The 18,242-nt window shown below is 65.7% G+C and carries 17 protein-coding genes; 10 read left to right on the top strand and 7 right to left on the bottom strand.

Going from position 1 to position 18,242, the window contains the following annotated elements; genetic code table 11:
- Window positions 1-2: 2 nt before the first annotated feature.
- Window positions 3-467, bottom strand: a complete 465-nt coding sequence (locus V6V88_RS27070) for an HIT family protein (RefSeq protein ID WP_338617077.1) — start codon at window positions 465-467, stop codon at window positions 3-5.
- Between the two features lie 122 nt (window positions 468-589).
- On the opposite strand from V6V88_RS27070, the gene cutA reads away from it, so the two are divergent.
- The 3 genes from cutA (at window position 590) to V6V88_RS27055 (ending at window position 3,921) form a co-directional block, all read left to right on the top strand.
- Window positions 590-937 carry a divalent-cation tolerance protein CutA gene (cutA, locus tag V6V88_RS27065; protein ID WP_056327070.1) on the top strand — a complete coding sequence of 116 codons (348 nt, stop codon included), beginning with the start codon at window positions 590-592 and terminating at the stop codon, window positions 935-937.
- Between the two features lie 92 nt (window positions 938-1,029).
- Window positions 1,030-2,835 (top strand): protein-disulfide reductase DsbD, encoded by a 1,806-nt coding sequence (gene dsbD, locus V6V88_RS27060; protein ID WP_338619738.1) that lies wholly within the window; start codon window positions 1,030-1,032, stop codon window positions 2,833-2,835.
- 204 nt (window positions 2,836-3,039) lie between these two features.
- The gene (locus V6V88_RS27055; RefSeq protein ID WP_152385387.1) at window positions 3,040-3,921 is read left to right on the top strand and encodes a DMT family transporter; all 882 of its coding nucleotides are present in this window, start codon (window positions 3,040-3,042) and stop codon (window positions 3,919-3,921) included.
- A gap of 78 nt (window positions 3,922-3,999) precedes the next feature.
- Here V6V88_RS27055 and hemB read toward each other — a convergent pair whose 3' ends face one another.
- Both hemB and yihA read right to left on the bottom strand, forming a co-directional pair.
- On the bottom strand, window positions 4,000-5,016 hold the full coding sequence (gene hemB, locus V6V88_RS27050) for a porphobilinogen synthase (protein WP_062838801.1): 1,017 nt from the start codon (window positions 5,014-5,016) through the stop codon (window positions 4,000-4,002).
- Window positions 5,013-5,636, bottom strand: a complete 624-nt coding sequence (gene yihA / locus V6V88_RS27045; protein WP_056327074.1) for a ribosome biogenesis GTP-binding protein YihA/YsxC — start codon at window positions 5,634-5,636, stop codon at window positions 5,013-5,015. Before yihA ends, hemB begins: the two co-directional genes overlap by 4 nt.
- A gap of 264 nt (window positions 5,637-5,900) precedes the next feature.
- On the opposite strand from yihA, the gene V6V88_RS27040 reads away from it, so the two are divergent.
- The 3 genes from V6V88_RS27040 (at window position 5,901) to ccsB (ending at window position 10,158) form a co-directional block, all read left to right on the top strand.
- Window positions 5,901-6,602, top strand: coding sequence for a c-type cytochrome (locus V6V88_RS27040; RefSeq protein ID WP_108006863.1), 702 nt, complete (start codon window positions 5,901-5,903; stop codon window positions 6,600-6,602).
- Window positions 6,603-6,721: 119 nt separating this feature from the next.
- Window positions 6,722-8,803 (top strand): cytochrome c biogenesis protein ResB, encoded by a 2,082-nt coding sequence (locus V6V88_RS27035; protein ID WP_279989094.1) that lies wholly within the window; start codon window positions 6,722-6,724, stop codon window positions 8,801-8,803.
- Between the two features lie 8 nt (window positions 8,804-8,811).
- A complete protein-coding gene (gene ccsB / locus V6V88_RS27030; protein ID WP_056327078.1) occupies window positions 8,812-10,158 on the top strand; it encodes a c-type cytochrome biogenesis protein CcsB in 1,347 nt (448 codons plus the stop codon).
- A gap of 70 nt (window positions 10,159-10,228) precedes the next feature.
- On the opposite strand, the gene lysA is transcribed toward ccsB, so the two are convergent.
- Together lysA and V6V88_RS27020 are read right to left on the bottom strand one after the other, a co-directional pair.
- Window positions 10,229-11,521, bottom strand: a complete 1,293-nt coding sequence (lysA, locus tag V6V88_RS27025; protein ID WP_056327080.1) for a diaminopimelate decarboxylase — start codon at window positions 11,519-11,521, stop codon at window positions 10,229-10,231.
- Window positions 11,518-11,682 carry a lipoprotein gene (locus V6V88_RS27020; RefSeq protein ID WP_223573676.1) on the bottom strand — a complete coding sequence of 55 codons (165 nt, stop codon included), beginning with the start codon at window positions 11,680-11,682 and terminating at the stop codon, window positions 11,518-11,520. The genes lysA and V6V88_RS27020 overlap by 4 nt, the downstream gene beginning before the upstream one ends.
- Window positions 11,683-11,737: 55 nt before the next feature.
- Here V6V88_RS27020 and cyaY point away from each other — a divergent pair, with 55 nt between their 5' ends.
- Window positions 11,738-12,067 carry an iron donor protein CyaY gene (gene cyaY, locus V6V88_RS27015; protein WP_062838804.1) on the top strand — a complete coding sequence of 110 codons (330 nt, stop codon included), beginning with the start codon at window positions 11,738-11,740 and terminating at the stop codon, window positions 12,065-12,067.
- A gap of 33 nt (window positions 12,068-12,100) precedes the next feature.
- Here the strand turns inward: cyaY and V6V88_RS27010 are convergent, their stop codons facing one another.
- The gene (locus V6V88_RS27010; protein WP_056327085.1) at window positions 12,101-14,548 is read right to left on the bottom strand and encodes a PBP1A family penicillin-binding protein; all 2,448 of its coding nucleotides are present in this window, start codon (window positions 14,546-14,548) and stop codon (window positions 12,101-12,103) included.
- Between the two features lie 257 nt (window positions 14,549-14,805).
- Here V6V88_RS27010 and V6V88_RS27005 point away from each other — a divergent pair, with 257 nt between their 5' ends.
- The 3 genes from V6V88_RS27005 to V6V88_RS26995 are packed head-to-tail and all read left to right on the top strand — an operon-like array spanning window position 14,806 to window position 17,528.
- Window positions 14,806-15,303, top strand: a complete 498-nt coding sequence (locus tag V6V88_RS27005) for a shikimate kinase (RefSeq protein WP_223576574.1) — start codon at window positions 14,806-14,808, stop codon at window positions 15,301-15,303.
- Complete coding sequence (gene aroB, locus V6V88_RS27000) at window positions 15,300-16,376, top strand: 3-dehydroquinate synthase (RefSeq protein ID WP_338617073.1); 1,077 nt, start codon at window positions 15,300-15,302, stop codon at window positions 16,374-16,376. Before V6V88_RS27005 ends, aroB begins: the two co-directional genes overlap by 4 nt.
- Window positions 16,377-16,400: 24 nt before the next feature.
- A complete protein-coding gene (locus V6V88_RS26995; protein WP_142052198.1) occupies window positions 16,401-17,528 on the top strand; it encodes a deoxyguanosinetriphosphate triphosphohydrolase in 1,128 nt (375 codons plus the stop codon).
- Window positions 17,529-17,551: 23 nt separating this feature from the next.
- On the opposite strand, the gene V6V88_RS26990 is transcribed toward V6V88_RS26995, so the two are convergent.
- Window positions 17,552-18,214, bottom strand: coding sequence for a glutathione S-transferase family protein (locus tag V6V88_RS26990; protein ID WP_338617072.1), 663 nt, complete (start codon window positions 18,212-18,214; stop codon window positions 17,552-17,554).
- Between the last annotated feature and the right edge of the window lie 28 nt (window positions 18,215-18,242).

Raw genomic sequence — 18,242 nt, 5'->3', positions numbered from 1 at the left:
GCTCATTCTCCACGTTCGGGGCCGCCGCGCAGTTGCCCGCGCAGTTGCCCGCGCAATTGCGCCGCCGTGGCGGCCAGCGCTTCCGCCGGCGACTGAGGCGGCATCTTGAACGTCAGATCCTGCTGCTCGATGTACTGCGTCGATGTCACGTCCTGCGGGTGGTGCATCGGGATGACGTGCGCATGCGCGTGCGCAACGTGGATCCCCGTGAAGGCAAAACCCACGCGCTCAACGCCGTACAGGCGCTTCATCTGGCGCCCCAGCCGCTGACCCAGGTTGACGATGTTGGCCGCCAGGTCGGCCGGCATGTCCTCGTAGTAGGGATAGTGCTGCTTGGGGATGATGAGCGTGTGGCCGGCGCGCACGGGGTGGATATCCAGGAAGGCCAGGAGGCGGTCGTCTTCGTGGACGACGTGCGCGGGGATCTCGTGACGGGCGATGCGGCAGAACAGGCAGTTGTCGGACATGCTTGCCTCGGCGTGAAAAGGGATGGCGCGGCGGCCGCGCGACCGGCAGCGCCGGGGAGTTGGCCGCAATATCGATAAAATACCTCGAGTTACATCCCACGCGGGTATCCCAAGGAGGTTCCATGTTGCGCGATGACGACGTCGTGCTGGTCATCAGCAATGCGCCGGATCTGCTTCTGGCCAAGCGTATCGCGCACGTGCTCGTCGAGGACGGGCTGGCGGCCTGCGTGAACCTTGGCGCGCCGGGGTTGTCCATTTACCTGTGGAACGGAGAGGTCGAAGGGACGGAGGAAATTCCCATCCACATCAAGACGACCTACGCGCGGCATGCCGCCGTCGTGCAGGCCCTGTCGCAGATGCACCCCTACGACGTTCCCGAGATCATCGTGCTGCCAGTCATCGGCGGCGCGGCGCCATACCTGGACTGGGTGCGCGAGCAGACGGCCATTACGCAGAACAAGAGAAACTGATGTTGCAACTTGCCGGTACGGTTGGCGCGCGCGGGCGCGCCCTCAGCGTGACGCCTTCGATCCTGAGGCACTGCCTGGCATTGCTGGCAGTGATGCTTCTGCTGCTCGGATGGCAGACCGCCGCGCGGGCGCAAGCCGAATTCCTCGAACCGGAAAAGGCCTTTGTGTTCAGCGCGCAGATGGCGTCGCCGGATACGCTCGAATTGCACTATCGCGTCGCGCCCGGCTACTACATGTACCGCGAGCGCTTCGGGATTGCGATCACCCCGGCCGACGCCACCACGCTCGGGCAAGCCGTTTATCCTAAGGGCGAAGTCAAATACGACCCGACCTTCGAAAAAGACATGGAGGTCTTTCACAAGGACGTGACGATCCGCGTCCCCGTCGGCGCGGGAGGACAGCCCTTCACGCTGACGTTGACGGGCCAAGGCTGCGCGGATGCCGGGCTGTGCTATCCGCCGATGGACAGCACCGTCAAACTCACGCCCGTGGCCGGCGGTTATGCGGTGGCTGGCACGGGAATTGGCGGGGCCGCGTCCGCGGCGCCGGCAACTTCCGGCGGATTGTCCGCGTTGGTGAACGCGGGCGACACGGGCCTGGCCGATGCCTTGGGCGGTCTGGGCTGGATCAAGACAGCGGGCGTCTTTTTGGTGCTGGGCCTGCTGCTGGCTTTCACGCCATGTGTGCTGCCCATGATTCCCATCCTGTCGTCGATCGTGCTGGGCGGGGCGCCGCACCACCGGCCGAGCCGCAGCCGCGGTCTGGCGCTGGCCGCGACGTACGTGCTGGGCATGTCGGTCGTGTACACCGCGCTGGGCGTGGCGGCCGGGCTGAGCGGCGCGGGGCTTGCCGCCTGGCTGCAGACGCCGTGGATCCTGTCGCTTTTCGCCATCCTGCTGGCCGTGCTGGCGCTGGCCATGTTCGACGTGTTCACGTTCCAGATGCCTTCCGGCATCCAGGCCATGCTGTCGGACCGGTCCTCGCGCATGCCGGGCGGACGATATACCGGGGCGCTGGTGATGGGCGCGCTGTCGGCCCTGATCGTGGGTCCCTGCGTTGCGGCTCCGCTTGCTGGCGCCTTGCTGTACATCTCGCAGACAGGCGACGTGGTCTTGGGCGGATCGGCGCTCTTTGCAATGGCGTGGGGCATGGGCGTGCCGCTGTTGATTGTCGGCGCGTCGTCTTCGGCATTGCTGCCCAAGGCCGGTCCCTGGATGGACGGCGTCAAGCGGCTGTTCGGCATGCTGTTGCTGGCGACGGCGTGGTGGATGCTCATTCCCGTCGTGCCGACGTGGGTGCAGATGACGGGCTGGGCATTCCTGGCCGTCGTGTCGGCCGTGATGCTGCGCGCCTTTGATGCCCTGCCGCCGGGCGCAGGCGCCGGTCGCATGTTTGGCAAGGGGCTGGGCCTGCTGCTCGCCGTGGCGGCCGCGGCGTGGCTGGTGGGGGCCGCCAGCGGGGGCCGCGACGTCCTGCAGCCGCTCTCGCACCTGGCCGCGCGCGGTGAAGCGCCGGCAGCTGGCGGGGCCGCGGCGGGCGAGGTCCAGTTCACCCGGGTTCGCAGCAACGCCGAACTGGACGCGGTGCTGGCGCAGAGCACCCGGCCAGTGATGCTGGACTTCTATGCGGACTGGTGCGTGTCGTGCCGCGAGATGGAGCGATTCACCTTTACCGATGCGGGGGTCGCGCAGCGCATGGCTGGAATGGTGCTGGTGCAGGCCGACGTGACGGCGAACAATGCCGCCGACCGTGCGCTGCTCAAGCGATTTCGACTGTTCGGCCCGCCGGGCATCATGTTCTTCGAGCCCGGCGGCAAGGAGATCGCGGAAGCTCGCGTCGTGGGATTCCAGGACGCCAAGCGCTTTACCGAGTCGCTGGACCGCGTCCTGGTCCGCTGAGGGCGCGGCGGACAAGCAGGCAGTGCGCCATCGTCTGATGCGCACAACTCGGCCCGCCGCGCATTGAATCGAGGGAAGGGGCGATATACCATGATCGCTTCGCTGCCCGCGCGGCGCATCCATCTCTTTCCCCAGGCTGACGCCGTGACGTCCCCCACCGTTGATGCAAGTCAGGACCGGCATGGTCTGATCTATCTTCAATTGATGTTCGTCATGGCCACCTGGGGCCTGAACATCGTCTCCATCAAGTATCTGACGCAGCACATGGACATCCAGGCGCTGGCCGCCGTTCGGATCGTCATTGCGTTTGTCACCGTCACTCTCATCATCAAGGCGCGCCGCGGCCGCATCCCGAAGCTGGGCGGCGCGCAGTTGGGCTGGGTGGCGCTGGCCGGGTTCCTGGTGGTGTACGCGCATCAGGTGGCACTGGTGTCGGGACTGCGCTTTTCATCGGCAGCCAACGGCACGCTGATCATGGCCACCAGCCCGTTGCTGTCCGCCTTCCTGGCCGCCATCTTCTACCGCGAAAAGCTCACGACCACCCGCATCGCCGGCGCGCTGCTGGGCCTGTTGGGTGTGGGCATGGTGGTGGTGGGCAGCGGCGCGCAACTCGGACTGACGGGCTGGGGCGACGCGGTGGTGTTCGTGGCCGTGCTCGTCTTTGTGTTTGGCGGCCTGGTGATTCAGCGGATGTCGCGGATGATGGATCCGCTGGGCATGCTTTGGTACATGTATCTGGCCGGCGGATTGATGCTGGTCGGGCATGCCGCGCTGACGCCGTCTTCGTACCAGGCGGGCACGTGGCAGATGGCATGGTGGCCCTGGGCCGTGCTGATGTTTTCGGCGGTGATCGCCTCGGGTGTCAGCAACATCGTCTGGAACGCGGGCATCGCGCGGCTGGGGATCAGCCGCGCCGCGCTGTTCGTGAATTGGTTGCCGATTTTCGGGCTGCTGTTCGCGGCCCTGTTCCTTGACGAGCACGTCACGCTGACCCATGTCGTCGGACTGGGGTGTGTACTGGGCGGAACGTGGCTGGGCCTGCGCCGCGGCGCGCAGCCGGCACGCGCTGCCGCTGCAAAGGCCTGATTCGATGGGGGTTGCGGGTGGGCCGGCCGGCAAAGCAGGGGAAAGGGCGCGGACGGCAGTCCGCCGCGCCCGCCGGCTTTAGCGCTGGCTTTTCAGCAGCTTTGCCGCTTCGATGGCGAAGTACGTCAGGATGCCGTCGGCGCCGGCGCGCTTGAAGGCGAGCAGCGCCTCCATCATGACCTTGTCGTGGTCGAGCCAGCCATTGGCGGCGGCGGCCTTGATCATGGCGTATTCGCCGCTCACCTGATAGGCGAAAGTCGGCACGCGGAACGTGTCCTTGACCCGGCGCAGCACGTCCAGGTACGGCATGCCCGGCTTGACCATGACCATGTCGGCGCCTTCCTGCAGATCGCCGGCCACTTCGCGCAGCGCCTCGTCGATGTTGCCCGGATCCATCTGGTAGGCCATCTTGTTGGACTTGCCCAGATTGGTGGCCGAGCCCACGGCGTCACGGAACGGACCGTAGAACGCGCTGGCGTACTTGGCCGAATAGGCCATGATGCGCGTGTGGATGTGACCGTTGGCCTCGAGCGCGCGGCGCACCGCGCCGATGCGGCCGTCCATCATGTCGCTGGGGGCGACCATGTCCACGCCGGCTTCGGCCTGCGTGAGCGCCTGCTTGACCAGGATCTCGACGGTGGGCTCGTTGACGACGTAGCCGTCCGCGTCGATGACGCCATCCTGGCCGTGGCTGGTGTACGGGTCCAGCGCCACATCGCACAGCACGCCCAGTTCCGGGAAACGCGACTTCAGTTCGCGGACCACGCGCGGGATGAGGCCGTCGGGATTGGTGGCTTCGATGCCGTCCGGGGTCTTGAGCGCCGGGTCGATGGCGGGAAACAGCGACAGCACCGGAATGCCCAGCGCCACGCATTCCTCGGCCACGGGCAGCAGGGTGTCCAGCGAATAGCGGACCACGCCGGGCAGGGACGCCACCGGCTGGCGCAGGCCGGAGCCTTCGGCCACGAAGACCGGGTAGATCAGGTCATTGACCGTCAGGGCGTTCTCGCGCACCAGACGGCGGGTGAAGTCGTCGCGACGCAGGCGGCGGGGGCGGGAAACCGGAAACTCAGGGGTGATGATCTGCGGGTTCATGGTACGACCTTCGGGGAAATCCAATTTTCGATGTGAGCGCCGGCCTCTTCGAGCCCGATGCGCTCGGGCGCCGAGAAGGGGACCGTATGCAGCGCGCCGATGTCGGCGAGGTCCTTGCGGACCGAGAAGACGGTGCGCATGCGCTGGCCGTACGGCAGCTTGTCGGCCTTGGTCAGCAGGGCCAGCACCGGGCGGCCGGTGGGCGCGATGAAGTTGGCCAGGCGCCGGTCCAGTTCGGTCACGCCGCGGCGGATGTCGATGAGCAGGACGATGCCGACCAGCGATTCACGGTCGCGCAGATAGCCGCCCAGGATGTCTGCCCACTTTTCCTTTTCGTTGCGGGCCACGGACGCATAGCCGTAGCCGGGCAGGTCGACCAGATAGCCGATGTGGGCTTCCGGGTCCAGCGGGTCGGGCAGGCTGAACATGTTGATCAGGCGCGTGCGGCCCGGCGTCTTGCTGGAGAACGCAAGGCGGCGCTGGTTGCACAGCACGTTGATGGCCGTGGATTTGCCGGCGTTGGAGCGGCCAACGAAGCAGACCTCGGGAGCGCCGGCGGGCGGCAACTGGTCGAGGCGAGCCGCGGAGGTGAGGAAGGAGGCGCGATGTAGGAGGGACACGGATGGCTTTCGATACGGTTGGTTTCGAGCCCTATTGTATAATCCGGCGTTTGCTACAGTGGTCCGCGTGTGCGGAGCCGTCTTTTTTGCTTACTGTTTAGCTGCCATCCAGACGTTTTGTAGCCCTTCTTGGGCCGATGGATGCAGCACCGCAGCAAGATCGCAAAGCAGGACAAGCAAAACAGGTTGGATACGGTTTACTGCAAGTGCGGGCAGGCGTGGGCGCCTTTTTGCGCCTTGATCGATGTGATCGTCGAGGTCTTCATGAAGCGTGTGCTGTCCCGGATGTTGGTTGCGAGCGGGCTGTTGCTCGGCGCCTCCGCCTTCTCTGCTACGAGTTTCGCCGCCAATGGCGCTGCGGGCCCGGCCAAACCAGACGCCGCCAAGGGCGGTCAGCTGTTTGACCAGGGCGACGCGTCCCGCGGCATCATTGCCTGTGCTTCCTGTCACGGCGCGGCGGGTAACAGCACCATTCCGGTGAACCCGAACCTTGCCGCGCAACCGCACGAGTACCTGGCCAAGCAGCTTGCCGACTTCAAGGTGAAGGAAGGCGCCAAGACCCCCGTGCGCAATGGCCCCGACGGCAATCCCAGCCCCATGACCGCCATGGTGCAGAACCTGACGCCGGCAGACATGCAGAACATTGCTCTGTATCTGGCGCAGCAGCCCCTGAAGGAACCCGCCACCGCCGGCCATGAGAACTTGGTTGAGCTAGGTCAAAAGATCTGGCGTGGCGGTTTGCCTGACCGCAACGTCCCGGCTTGCGCGGCGTGCCATTCTGCCAATGGCGCGGGCATCCCTGGCCAGTACCCCCGTTTGTCGGGGCAGTTCCCCGTGTATATCGAAGAGCAGCTGAAGCTATTCCGCAGCGGCGACCGCAAGAACGACGTCATGCACGCCATCGCGGACCGCATGTCGGATGCCGACATCAAGGCGGTGTCGGACTACGCGGCTGGCCTTCGGTAAGCAATTGGCCGCAACGTGCGCGGCCGGTCCGCGTTGATGCAACTTGCGCGCGCCGGAACCTCGTTCCGGCTCGCACTGTCTATGAGGGGGGTAGCCGATAGCGCGGCCCCCCTTTTTTCATGAATTCGACCCGAACCCACTCCCGCCCCTCTCTGCGCAGCCTGCCAGGCGATCTCTTTGAACTTCTGGGTTCGATGCGTTTTGCCGTCAGCCTGCTGATGTTCATCTGCGTGGCCAGCCTGGTGGGTACGGTGCTGCAGCAGAACCGATCGTCCAACAATTACATCGACCAGTTCGGGCCGTTCTGGTTCGAGGTCTTTGACAAGTTCTCCATCTGGCACGTCTACAACAGCTGGTGGTTCCTGCTGATCATGGGCTTTCTGGTCGTATCGACCTCGGTGTGTCTGATCCGAAATGCCCCCAAGATGCTTCGCGACGCGCGATCGTTTCGCGAGCACGTGCGCGAAGGCAGCCTGCGCGCCTTTCCGCATCGCGTAGAGACCACCGAGCCCACCGGCGTGCCGCAGACGGTGACCGGCCTGAAGGCGCTGCTGGGCCGCATGGGTTACGCGGTGCGCGTGCGCGAGGCCCAGGATGGCGTCCTGCTGGCCGCCAAGAAGGGCAGCGCCAACCGGCTGGGCTATGTGTTTGCTCACGCCGCCATGGTCATCATCTGTATCGGCGGGCTGCTCGACAGCGAACTGCCGGTGCGCCTGCAGGTCATGTTCGGCGGCAAGCAGCCCATCGTCGAAAACATGCTGATTTCCGAGGTGCCTGAAAGCGGGCGCCTGTCGGTCAACAACCCGAGCTTTCGCGCAAGCGTCCTGGTGCCCGAGGGCGGCCAGGCCAGCACGGCGGTCGTGATGGTGGGCGATGGCGCGCTGGTGCAGCCCATGCCTTTCACGCTCAAGCTCAAGAAGTTCATCGTTGACTACTACTCCACCGGCATGCCCAGCCGCTTTGCCAGCGAAGTCGAGGTCACGGATCCGGACACGGGCAAGACCTTCGATTCGACCATCGAAGTGAACGAGCCGCTGCGCTTCAAGGGCATGACGGTGTATCAGTCGAGCTTTGACGACGGCGGCAGCACAGTCGTGCTCAAGGGGTACCCGCTGGTGGGCGTCAACGACGCGACGTTCTCGGTCGACGGCACGGTGGGCAAGACCAGCGAGCTGACGGCGCAGACGGCCAAGGGCCCGCGCAGCATGGGCATCGAGGTCACGGCCATGCGTCCGATCAATGTCGAAGACCTGACCCGCGGCGACCCCAAGGGCGCCGACCAGAGCTTTGCCGAACACGTGGCCTCGGTCGCGGGCAGCGCGGCCGGCAAGAAGAACGAAAATCTGCGCAACGTGGGGCCCAGCGTCGAATACAAGCTGATCGACGATGCGGGTCAGGCGCACGAGTTCCAGAACTACATGCTGCCCGTCGAACTGGACGGCGCGGCCGTGTTCCTGGCCGGCGTGCGCAACAATGCCGGCGAGCCCTTCCGCTATCTGCGCATCCCGGCCGACGACGACAGCTCCATCGCCGAATTCATGCGCCTGCGCGCCACGCTGGCCGATCCGGCCGCGCGCAAGGAAGCCGCCCGCCGTTTTGCCGAGCGCAACAGCCCGTCGGGGGCCGATCGCCAGCCGCTGGAAACCGCGGCCGAACGTGCGCTGGACACCTTTGCCGCCGGCGGCCTGCAGGCCGTCGCGGCGTTCCTGCAAGCCAATACCCCCGCCGCCGATCTGGAGCGCGCCGCCGATGTCGTGATTCGCCTGATCGGCGCCAGCATGAACGAATTGCGCGCCATCGCACGCGAACGCGCCGGTCAGCAGCCGGTGGCCGTCGATGGTCCGGAAGGCGAGCGCGCGGCAGTGTGGTCGCGCCTGGCCGTGGCCGCGCTGTCGGACCTGACCGTCTATCCCGCACCCGTGTTCCTGTCGCTGGCCGACTTCAATCACGTGCAGGCCAGCGTCTTCCAGGTCAGCCGCACGCCGGGCAAGAACACCGTCTATCTGGGCAGTCTGTTGCTGGTCCTGGGCGTGTTTTCGATGTTCTATATCCGTGACCGCCGCGTCTGGATCTGGGTCAAACCGCAAGGCGGCGGCAGCAGCGTCCTGGCGGCCATGACGTCACAGAAGCGTACACTTGACTTCAATCAAGAGTTCGAACGCTTCAAGCAGGCGCTGCTGCGCCAGAAAAAAGGGTCTTAAGGTTATTTATGTCCACCACGACCACCACGCCACCCCCGTCGCCTGAATCGCTTTGGCAGGACGCCTTGTCCGAAACCGGCGACAGCCGCGCGCAACGCGGAAAGCCCGACTGGACTGACATCGTCTTTTTCCTGCTGCTGGCGGTGGGGGCAGGTTTCGCGCTGACCCGCTACGGGCACGCGATGGACTATTACGAGAAGATCATCCTGTGCGGCACGGTGCCGGCGGTGGCCTGGCTGGGCTGGCTGTGGCGTCCGCTGCGCCGTTTGATGATCGCCTGTGCGATCTCCGCGGGCTTCGCGCTGATGCTGTACGGCAACGATCTGGCTCGCGCCGAGCAGGTGTTCTTCCTGAAGTACCTGTTTTCCTCGCAGTCCGCGATCCTGTGGATGAGCGCGCTGTTTGCGCTGTCGATGGTGTGTTACTGGATTGGCCTGTTCAGCCCGACCGCCGCCTGGCTGGGCACGGCGCTGAGCTGGGGCGCGGTGTTCGCGGGCGTCACGGGCCTGCTCGTGCGCTGGCGCGAGGGCCATCTGATGGGTCCGGACCTGGGCCATATCCCGGTCAGCAACCTGTACGAAGTCTTCGTCCTGTTTTCGCTCATCACCGCGCTTTTCTACCTGTACTACGAACGTAAGTACGCCACGCGCGCGCTCGGCGGCTTCGTGATGCTGGTGGTGACCTCGGCCGTCGTGTTCCTGCTCTGGTATTCGTTCACGCGCGACGCCGGACAGATCCAGCCGCTGGTGCCTGCGCTCAAGAGCTGGTGGATGAAACTGCACGTGCCGGCCAACTTCATCGGCTACGGCACGTTCTCGCTGGCGGCGATGGTGGGCTTCGCATATCTGGTCAAGCAGCATGGCCACACGACCTCGTGGGCCAAGCTTGCGCCGCTGTTCATCCTGGGCGTGTTGCTGTGCGCCGAGCCCATGGTGTTTCGCACCGATGGCCTTTCCGCGACCTGGATGCTGTACTTCGGCGTGGGGGCCGTGATCGTGGGCGCCATCCTGCTGGGCCGCCGCCGTATTGCGGACGCGCTGCCTTCGCTGGAAGTGCTGGACGACATCATGTATCGCGCCATCGCGATCGGATTTGCCTTCTTTACCGTCGCCACCATCCTGGGTGCGCTGTGGGCGGCCGATGCGTGGGGCGCGTATTGGCAGTGGGACCCCAAGGAAACCTGGGCGCTGATCGTCTGGCTGAACTACGCGGCATGGCTGCACATGCGCCTCATCAAGGGCCTGCGCGGCGCCATGGCGGCCTACTGGGCGCTGCTGGGCCTGCTGATCACGGGCTTTGCCTTCCTGGGTGTGAACATGTTCCTGTCGGGCCTGCACTCGTACGGCCAGCTCTAAGCCCGCGCCAGCGCGGTGTACAAAAAAGGCCCCTGCATGCAGGGGCCTTTGTGTTTTGCGGGGCGCCGATTCAGGGAAGCAGCGATTCGCCGCGGAGCTGATCGGCCAGCGTTTCGCGCTGGCGCACGACATAGTATTTGTCACCGTCGACCATGACCTCGGCCGGGCGGCCGCGCGAGTTGTAGTTGCTGGCCATGGTCATGCCGTAGGCGCCGGCCGATTCCACCGCCAGCACGTCGCCTTGGCGGATGGCCAGCAGGCGCTGTTTTGCCAGCCAGTCGGCGCTTTCGCAGACGGGGCCGACGATGTCGTATTCGGCGGTGTCGCCGGCGCGCGGGTGCAGGGGCTGCACGCCGTGAAAGGCCTCGTAGAGCGCCGGGCGCAGCAGGTCGTTCATGGCCGCGTCGACGATGGCGAAATTGCGGGCTTCGGCGTGCTTGATGTATTGGACGGTGGTGAGCAGCATGCCGGCATTGCCGACGAGCGAGCGTCCCGGTTCCAGGACCAGATGCAGATGCCCCTGGCCGCGCGCGTTCAGCCGCTCGAAGACGCGGTCCAGCAGGGCGCGTGGCGATGGGGGCGTTTCGTCCTGGTAGCGGATGCCCAGTCCGCCGCCCAGGTCCAGGTGTTCGATGCGGATGCCCGCCTGTTCCAGGCTTTCGATCAGGTCCAGCAGCTTTTCCAGCGCATCGAAGTAGGGACTGATATCGGTCAGCTGCGAGCCGATATGGCAGTCCACGCCGACGATACGCAGGCCGGGCAGCGACTGCGCGGTGCGGTAGGCAGCCAGCGCCTGCCCGATGGCGATGCCGAACTTGTTTTCTTTCAGGCCGGTCGAGATATAAGGGTGTGTGCGGGCGTCCACATCCGGATTCACGCGTAGCGACACCGGGGCGCGCAGGCCCATGTTTGCCGCGACGTCCGACAGGCGATGCAGTTCGTCCACCGATTCGACGTTGAAGCACTTCACGCCGGCGAGGAGGGCGTCGCGCATTTCCCAGGCCTGCTTGCCCACGCCCGAGAACACGATTCGAGACGCGTCCGCGCCCGCGGCGAGCGCGCGATGCAGTTCACCGCCCGACACGATGTCAAAGCCGGCGCCCAACCGGGCGAATTCGCCCAGCACCGCCAGGTTGGAATTGGCCTTCATGCCGTAGCAGACTAATACCGGACGCTGGCCGATGGCGCTGCAATAGGATTGCCACGCGGCTTTCAGCGCCGCGCGGGAGTAGACGTAAAGGGGCGTTCCCAACCGTTCGGCCAGATGGTCAAGCGGCACATCCTCGGCGTACAACGCATTATTGCGGTACTGGAAGTAGGGATGGCCGGCCAATTCTGGCGGGGTGGGGAACGGGGGCGTCATGGGAGGGACGGGGCCGGAGGGATTTGCGCAGGCGGCGGCGTTTGCTGCGTGCGGGCCGGCGCCTTGCCTTCAGGGGGCGGCGGCATGAAGAGCGGCCCCTTGTACCCGCAGGCCGCCACCATGCCGGTCGCCAGGAGCGTGGCTACAATGCGAAGAGCCATGCGGCTGTATGCCAATTGGAACACTGGGAACTCCGTAATTCTTGCAGGCTCGATTATGACCGAAACCGAATTTCTTGCGTTGATCGACCAGGTGCTGGACAGCATCGAAAGCCAGGCCGATGACTGGGCGGCTTCGCTCGACGTCGATGTGGAAACCAGCCGCAGCGGCAATGTGCTGACCATGGTTTTCGAGGACAACACCCACGTCGTGGTGAACAGCCAGGCTGCCATGCAGGAGCTGTGGGTCGCCGCGCGCACCGGCGGCTTTCACTACCGCTACGATGGCCAGCACTGGAACGATACCCGGGGCGGACCGCAGTTGCCGGACGCCCTGTCCCAGATCTGCTCGGCTGCCGCCGGCGTCCCCGTGACGATCCGGCTGTAAAAAAGGCCGGCCCGATGGGCCGGCCTTTCTGCATCAGAAGGGAATCTTCTGCGACCAGGGCGTGGCGGTCTGCGTGCCCACGCCCGGCGCGACCTTGATCCGGGTGTCTTCGCCGGAGCCGCTGGTGAGGCCGTTCAGGAATTCACCCAGCGTGTCGGCTTCCGGCAGTCCCAGACGGGCCACTGCCTGTCCGGGCGGGAACTCGGAGAAGTAGAACTCGCCGTTTTCCACGAGCAGGCCGTCCGGACGCGGGCGCTGCTTTTCTTCCGGCACGCCCTTGAGCACGCTCTGCATGTAATCCACCCAGATCGGCATGGCCACGCCGCCGCCGGTTTCGCGCGAACCCAGCGACTTGGGCTGGTCAAAGCCCAGCCAGGCGGTCGCGGCCAGCGTGGGCGTATAGCCCGAGAACCAGGCGTCCACGGATTCGTTGGTCGTGCCCGTCTTGCCGGCGATGTCGCCGCGCTTGAGCAATGCGCGCGCACGCGCCGCGGTGCCGTACGTGGTGACGCCGCGAAGGATGTCGTCCATGACCCAGGCGGTGCGCGGGTCGATGGCGCGGGCTGCGGCGTCGCCAGCGACAACCGGCTTGGACTGCATGATGACCTTGCCGCTGCTGTCGGTGACGCGGTCGATCAGGTAGGGCGTGACGCGGTAGCCGCCATTGGCGAACACCGAGAAGGCGCCTGCCAGCTGCAGCGGCGTGACCGAGCCGGCGCCCAGCGCCAGCGGCAGCACGGCCGGCTGGCGCGCCTTGTCAAAGCCGAAGCGCGTGAGATAGTCCTGCGCGTACTGCGGACCGATGGCCTGCAGGATGCGGATCGAAACCATGTTCTTGGACTTGTACAGGCCCTGACGCAGCGTCAGCATGGGCTCGTACTGGTTGCCGTAGTTCTTGGGATTCCAGGCCTTGGATCCCGTTTGCGCGGCGGTCAGCTCGAACGGCTGGTCCGAGATCTGCGTGCCCGGCGTCAGACCGCGCTCCAGCGAGGCGGCGTAGATGAAGGGCTTGATGTTCGAGCCCGGCTGGCGCCATGCCTGCGTCACACGGTTGAAATTGCCGCGGTAGAAATCAAAGCCGCCGACCATGGCGCGGATGGCGCCGTCCTGCGGCGACAACGCCACGAAGGCCGCCTGCACCGAAGGCATGTTGATGATTTCCCAGTTGTCGCCGAACTTGCGGATGTAGACCACGGAACCGCGCTTGATGCGCTGTTCCGGCTTGGCCTTGTCGTTCAGCGCGCGGGCCACCACGCCCAGCACCTTCTTGTCCGTGACGGTGATGATTTCGCGCGAGCTGCGCGCCAGCTTCACTTCGGTGGGGCTGGCCGACAGCACCACTGCGGTCAGCAGGTCGCCGCTGTCGGAGAACTTGTCGAACACGCCATCCAGGAATTCGTCGAGCGCGGCGGGGTTGTTCTCGGTGCCCGGGGGCAGGTCGAGCTGCTCTTCCGGGCCGGGATAGGGCGCGCGGCGCGTGTATTCCAGCACGCCTTCGCGCACGGCGCGGTAGGCGGCTTCCTGGTCCTTGGACTGCACGGTCGTGTAGATGTTGATGCCGCGCGAATAGACGTTGTCCTGGTACACGTTGTAGAGCAGCTGGCGCGCCAGCTCGGCCACGTACTCGCCATGGATGGAATAGCCGCCGGCCGGCGTGCCTTCCGCGGACTTCATGACGATGGGCTGCGCCATCGCCTGCTTGTATTCCGGTTCGGTCAGGTAGCCCAGCGAATGCATGCGGCCCAGCACGTAGCGCTGGCGCAGTTCGGCGCGGGGGCGGTTGGCGATGGGGTTGAAGCGCGAGGGTGCCTTCGGGATGCCGGCCAGCATGGCGGCTTCGGCCGGCGTGACTTCCGACAGCGGCTTGCCGAAGTACGTGCGCGAGGCGGCCGCAAAGCCGTAGGCACGGTGGCCCAGGTAGATCTGGTTCATGTAGAGCTCGAGGATCTGGTCCTTGGTGAGCTCGGATTCAATTTTGAATGTCAGCAGCAGTTCGTAGAACTTGCGCGAATAGGTCTTTTCGGACGACAGGTAAAAGTTACGCGCAACCTGCATCGTGATCGTGCTGGCGCCCTGCGTCTTGGACATGCTGATCAGGTTGGTCAGGCCGGCGCGCACCACGCCCATCCAGTCGATGCCGCCGTGCTGGTAGAAGCGGTCGTCCTCGGCCGCCAGCACCGCGGACTTCATGACGTCCGGGATTTCGTTAAAGCGCAGCACGTTGCGGCGTTCTTCGCCGAACTCGCCGATCAGGACGCGGTCTGCGGTGTACACGCGCAGCGGCACCCGCGGCCGGTAGTCCGTCATGGCGTTCAGGTCGGGCAGGTTGGGCCACGCGAGCGCCAGCGCCATGCCCGCGAGCAACACACCGCACAGGAACAGGCCGGCGAAAAGAATGCCGGTTTTTACGAAGAACCGCAGTATCGGGGAGCCGCTGCTGGCGGGCTTGTCTTTCTTGGAGGAATTCTGGGGCTTGCTCATCGCGGCGATTTTACGGGTATCTCCGGTCCCGCCTTATCGCGGGGGATCGGTTTCTGTAACAAAATAGGTCAGTGTGGTGCGCGGGCAACTGCGGCAAATGTGATAATGCCGGCATGAACTTTGCCGCTAACTCATGTCCGGAGGCAGCCCCGGACCCGGCGCGCGCCGACGCAGCGCCTGAAAGCCAGCCCTGCGCCGTCGAGTGCACGGGCAAGACCGTGTCGTTGCCGCACGACCTGCCGGTATTCTTGGTCGGAATGATGGGCGCGGGCAAGACAACCATAGGCCGTAGCCTGGCGCGTGCGCTGGGGCGCGACTTTATGGATCTGGATCATGAGCTCGAGGCGCGTTGCGGCGTACGGGTGCCGGTAATCTTCGAAATCGAGGGCGAAGCCGGTTTTCGTCGCCGAGAGTCCGCCGCCTTGGAAGAGTGTACCCAACGGCGCAACATAATTCTTGCCACCGGCGGCGGCGCCATTCTGGCCCCGGAAAACCGGGAGCTCTTGCGTCAGCGCGGGATTGTCGTCTATCTGAGGGCCAGCGTGGATGAATTGTTCCGCCGGACCTGCCGCGACCGCAACCGGCCCCTGTTGGCCACCGCCGATCCGCGCGGCACGCTGCGCGACCTGATGACCCGGCGCGAGCCGCTATACAAGGAAGTGGCCGACCTGGTGGTGGAAACGGGGTCCATGCCCATCCACACCCTGGTCAAGGCGCTGCTGCCGCAATTACAAGCTTTCGAGAAGCGCATATGAACGTTGTTGACGTCGACACCCCGGGTGGAATCTATCCGATCCACATCGGACCTGGCCGCCTGGATTCCCTGGATCAATGCATTCCCGCGGACGCGACCGCGATCGCCGTGGTCACCAACCCCACGGTGGCGGCCCTGTACGGCGAGCGCGCCGAAGCGGCGCTGGCGCGCACGGGCAAGCGCGTGCTGCGCATCGAACTGCCTGATGGCGAAGCCTACAAGGACTGGCAGTCTCTTAACCTGATCTTCGACGCGCTGCTCGGCAACCGCCTGGACCGCCGGTGCGTGCTGGTTGCGCTGGGCGGCGGCGTCATCGGCGACATGACCGGCTTTGCCGCGGCCGTGTACATGCGCGGCGTGCGCTTCCTGCAGGTGCCCACGACGCTGCTGGCGCAGGTGGACTCGTCGGTGGGCGGCAAGACCGCCGTAAACCACCCGCTGGGCAAGAACATGATCGGCGCGTTCTATCAGCCGATCGCGGTGGAAATCGACACCGATGTGCTGAACACCTTGCCCGCGCGCGAGGTCTCGGCCGGCCTGGCCGAGGTCATCAAGTACGGCCTCATCCTGGATCCGGCGTTCTGGAGCTGGTGCGAGGACAACGCGCAGAAGCTGCGCGCCCTGGACGGCGACGCCGTGGCCTACGCGATCCGCCGCTCGTGCGAACTGAAGGCGCAGGTGGTGGGCAAGGACGAGCGCGAATCCGGGTTGCGCGCCATCCTGAACCTGGGCCACACATTTGGCCACGCCATCGAGTCGGGTCTGGGCTACGGCGCCTGGCTGCACGGCGAGGCAGTGGGTTGCGGCATGGTGCAGGCAGCCGAGCTCTCGGCCGATGTGGCGGGCTTTGATCGCGCCGACGTGGCGCGTGTGCGTGCGCTGGTGCAGGCTATCGGGTGCCCGGTCGTCGCGCCCGACCTGGGTGCGGACCGCTGGCTGGACCTGATGCAGGTGGACAAGAAAACGGAAGGGGGCTCGATCCGCTACGTGCTCATGCCGCGCCTCGGCGAGGCCGTGATGCGGCCGGCGCCCGACGATGCGGTGCGCGCCGTGCTGGCCCGAACCACCCAGTAAACGCAGTGATGGACGGTGTTGCAGATGAATGAACTGGCTTCCTATGCTTCTCACCCGTCCCGATCGCGCGGCCGGACCCACGCCGAGCCGCCGCCGGAAAACCGCACGGAGTTCCAGCGCGACCGCGATCGCATCGTGCATTCCAGCGCCTTCCGGCGGCTGGAATACAAGACGCAGGTCTTCGTCAACCATGAAGGCGACCTCTTTCGCACGCGCCTGACGCACAGCCTGGAAGTGGCCCAGATCGCGCGCACGCTGGCGCGCAGCATGGGGCTGTCCGAAGACCTGACCGAAGCCATCTCGCTGGCGCATGACCTGGGCCACACGCCGTTCGGCCACGCCGGGCAGGACGAGCTCAATGCCTGCATGCGCGAACTGGCGCCGCAGGCGGGCGGCTTCGAACACAACCTGCAAAGCCTGCGCGTGGTGGACGAGCTTGAAGAACGCTATGCCGACTTCAACGGCCTGAACCTGTGCTTCGAGACGCGCGAGGGCATCCTCAAGCATTGCTCGGTTGCCCATGCACGGATGCTGGGGGAGGTCGGCGAACGGTTCCTGAACCGCACGCAGCCGTCGCTGGAGGCGCAGCTTGCCAATCTGGCCGACGAGATCGCGTACAACAACCACGACGTCGACGACGGTTTGCGCTCGGGGTTGATCACGCTGGATCAGTTGAAAGACGTGTCGATTTTCGAGCGCCACCATGCGTATGTGCTGGACCGCTATCCTGGCCTGGCGCCGCGGCGTGCGGTGGCCGAAACGATACGCCGCATGATCAACACGCTGATCGTCGATCTGACCCGCACGTCGCTGGCGCGCATCCGCGACGCGGCGCCGGCCAGCGCGGACGATGTGCGGCGCTCTCCGCCGCTGGCGGGTTTCTCCGACGATATCCGCCGCGAAGCGGACACGCTGAAGAAATTCCTGTTCGACAACCTGTACCGGCACTACCGCGTGCTGCGCATGACAAGCAAGGCGCGCCGCATCGTGCGCGAGCTGTTTGCGGCCTTTCTGGACGATCCGCGCCTCTTGCCGCCCGATTACCGCCGCGAGCAGTTCAACGAACAGGCCCGCGCCATCGCCGACTACATCGCCGGCATGACCGACCGCTACGCCATCCGCGAACACAAGCGGCTGTTCGACATGGCGTAGCCGCGCCGCGGGCAAGCCCGTCTTCAGCGATGCTTGCGGTAGGGCTCGTCCGCTTCGACGAAGGTGGCTTCGGCCAGCGCGTCGCGCGTCCATTCCTGCATGGCGGGCAGCGCCAGCATGGCATCCATGTACTCGCGCACGGGGCCTGCGGCCGCAATGTCGTAGGTCGTGAAGCGCGAGACCACCGGCGCGAAGAACGCGTCGGCAATCGAAAACGCGCCAAACAGGAAGGGGCCGCCCTGGCCGAATTGTGCACGCGTTTCCTGCCAGATGGCCTGCACGCGCGCGACGTCCGCGCGCGCCGCTTCCGGAAATTCGATGCCCGGCAAGTGGGCTTCGACGTTCATCGGCATGGCCTGGCGCAGTGCGCCAAAACCGCTGTGCATCTGCGCGGCCAGCGAACGCGCACGCGCGCGTGCCTTGGCGTCCTGGGGCCACAAGGCGGCCTCGGGGTGGCGCTCGGCGGCGTACTCGCAGATGGCCAGCGAATCCCACACGGCAAAGTCGCCGTCCAGCAGCACAGGTACAAGGCCCGCAGGCGACACCTGCGCCACCCGCTCTGAAAACGCCTCGGTGAACAGGCCTACCTTCTGCTCCGTGAATGCGATGCCGGCGGCGCGCAGGGCGATCCACGGACGCATGGACCAGGAAGAGTAGTTCTTGTTGCCGATGATGAGGGTGTACATGCTGGCGTTTCCTATGCAGACAGGGAAG

It is taken from the genome of Achromobacter sp. E1, assembly GCF_037039475.1.
Classification (GTDB): Bacteria; Pseudomonadota; Gammaproteobacteria; order Burkholderiales; family Burkholderiaceae_B; genus Achromobacter; species Achromobacter mucicolens.
Note: the sequence above shows the minus strand (reverse complement) of the source record. Positions and strands in the feature narration are given on the sequence as shown.

What these genes read in the sequence shown, in the direction of transcription:
- V6V88_RS27070 (WP_338617077.1), bottom strand. Translation starts at nt 467, where the DNA reads ATGTCCGACAACTGCCTGTTCTGCCGCATCGCCCGTCACGAGATCCCC.
- cutA (WP_056327070.1), top strand. Translation starts at nt 590, where the DNA reads ATGTTGCGCGATGACGACGTCGTGCTGGTCATCAGCAATGCGCCGGAT.
- dsbD (WP_338619738.1), top strand. Translation starts at nt 1,030, where the DNA reads ATGCTTCTGCTGCTCGGATGGCAGACCGCCGCGCGGGCGCAAGCCGAA.
- V6V88_RS27055 (WP_152385387.1), top strand. Translation starts at nt 3,040, where the DNA reads ATGTTCGTCATGGCCACCTGGGGCCTGAACATCGTCTCCATCAAGTAT.
- hemB (WP_062838801.1), bottom strand. Translation starts at nt 5,016, where the DNA reads ATGAACCCGCAGATCATCACCCCTGAGTTTCCGGTTTCCCGCCCCCGC.
- V6V88_RS27040 (WP_108006863.1), top strand. Translation starts at nt 5,901, where the DNA reads ATGAAGCGTGTGCTGTCCCGGATGTTGGTTGCGAGCGGGCTGTTGCTC.
- V6V88_RS27035 (WP_279989094.1), top strand. Translation starts at nt 6,722, where the DNA reads ATGAATTCGACCCGAACCCACTCCCGCCCCTCTCTGCGCAGCCTGCCA.
- ccsB (WP_056327078.1), top strand. Translation starts at nt 8,812, where the DNA reads ATGTCCACCACGACCACCACGCCACCCCCGTCGCCTGAATCGCTTTGG.
- lysA (WP_056327080.1), bottom strand. Translation starts at nt 11,521, where the DNA reads ATGACGCCCCCGTTCCCCACCCCGCCAGAATTGGCCGGCCATCCCTAC.
- V6V88_RS27020 (WP_223573676.1), bottom strand. Translation starts at nt 11,682, where the DNA reads ATGGCTCTTCGCATTGTAGCCACGCTCCTGGCGACCGGCATGGTGGCG.
- cyaY (WP_062838804.1), top strand. Translation starts at nt 11,738, where the DNA reads ATGACCGAAACCGAATTTCTTGCGTTGATCGACCAGGTGCTGGACAGC.
- V6V88_RS27010 (WP_056327085.1), bottom strand. Translation starts at nt 14,548, where the DNA reads ATGAGCAAGCCCCAGAATTCCTCCAAGAAAGACAAGCCCGCCAGCAGC.
- V6V88_RS27005 (WP_223576574.1), top strand. Translation starts at nt 14,806, where the DNA reads ATGATGGGCGCGGGCAAGACAACCATAGGCCGTAGCCTGGCGCGTGCG.
- aroB (WP_338617073.1), top strand. Translation starts at nt 15,300, where the DNA reads ATGAACGTTGTTGACGTCGACACCCCGGGTGGAATCTATCCGATCCAC.
- V6V88_RS26995 (WP_142052198.1), top strand. Translation starts at nt 16,401, where the DNA reads ATGAATGAACTGGCTTCCTATGCTTCTCACCCGTCCCGATCGCGCGGC.
- V6V88_RS26990 (WP_338617072.1), bottom strand. Translation starts at nt 18,214, where the DNA reads ATGTACACCCTCATCATCGGCAACAAGAACTACTCTTCCTGGTCCATG.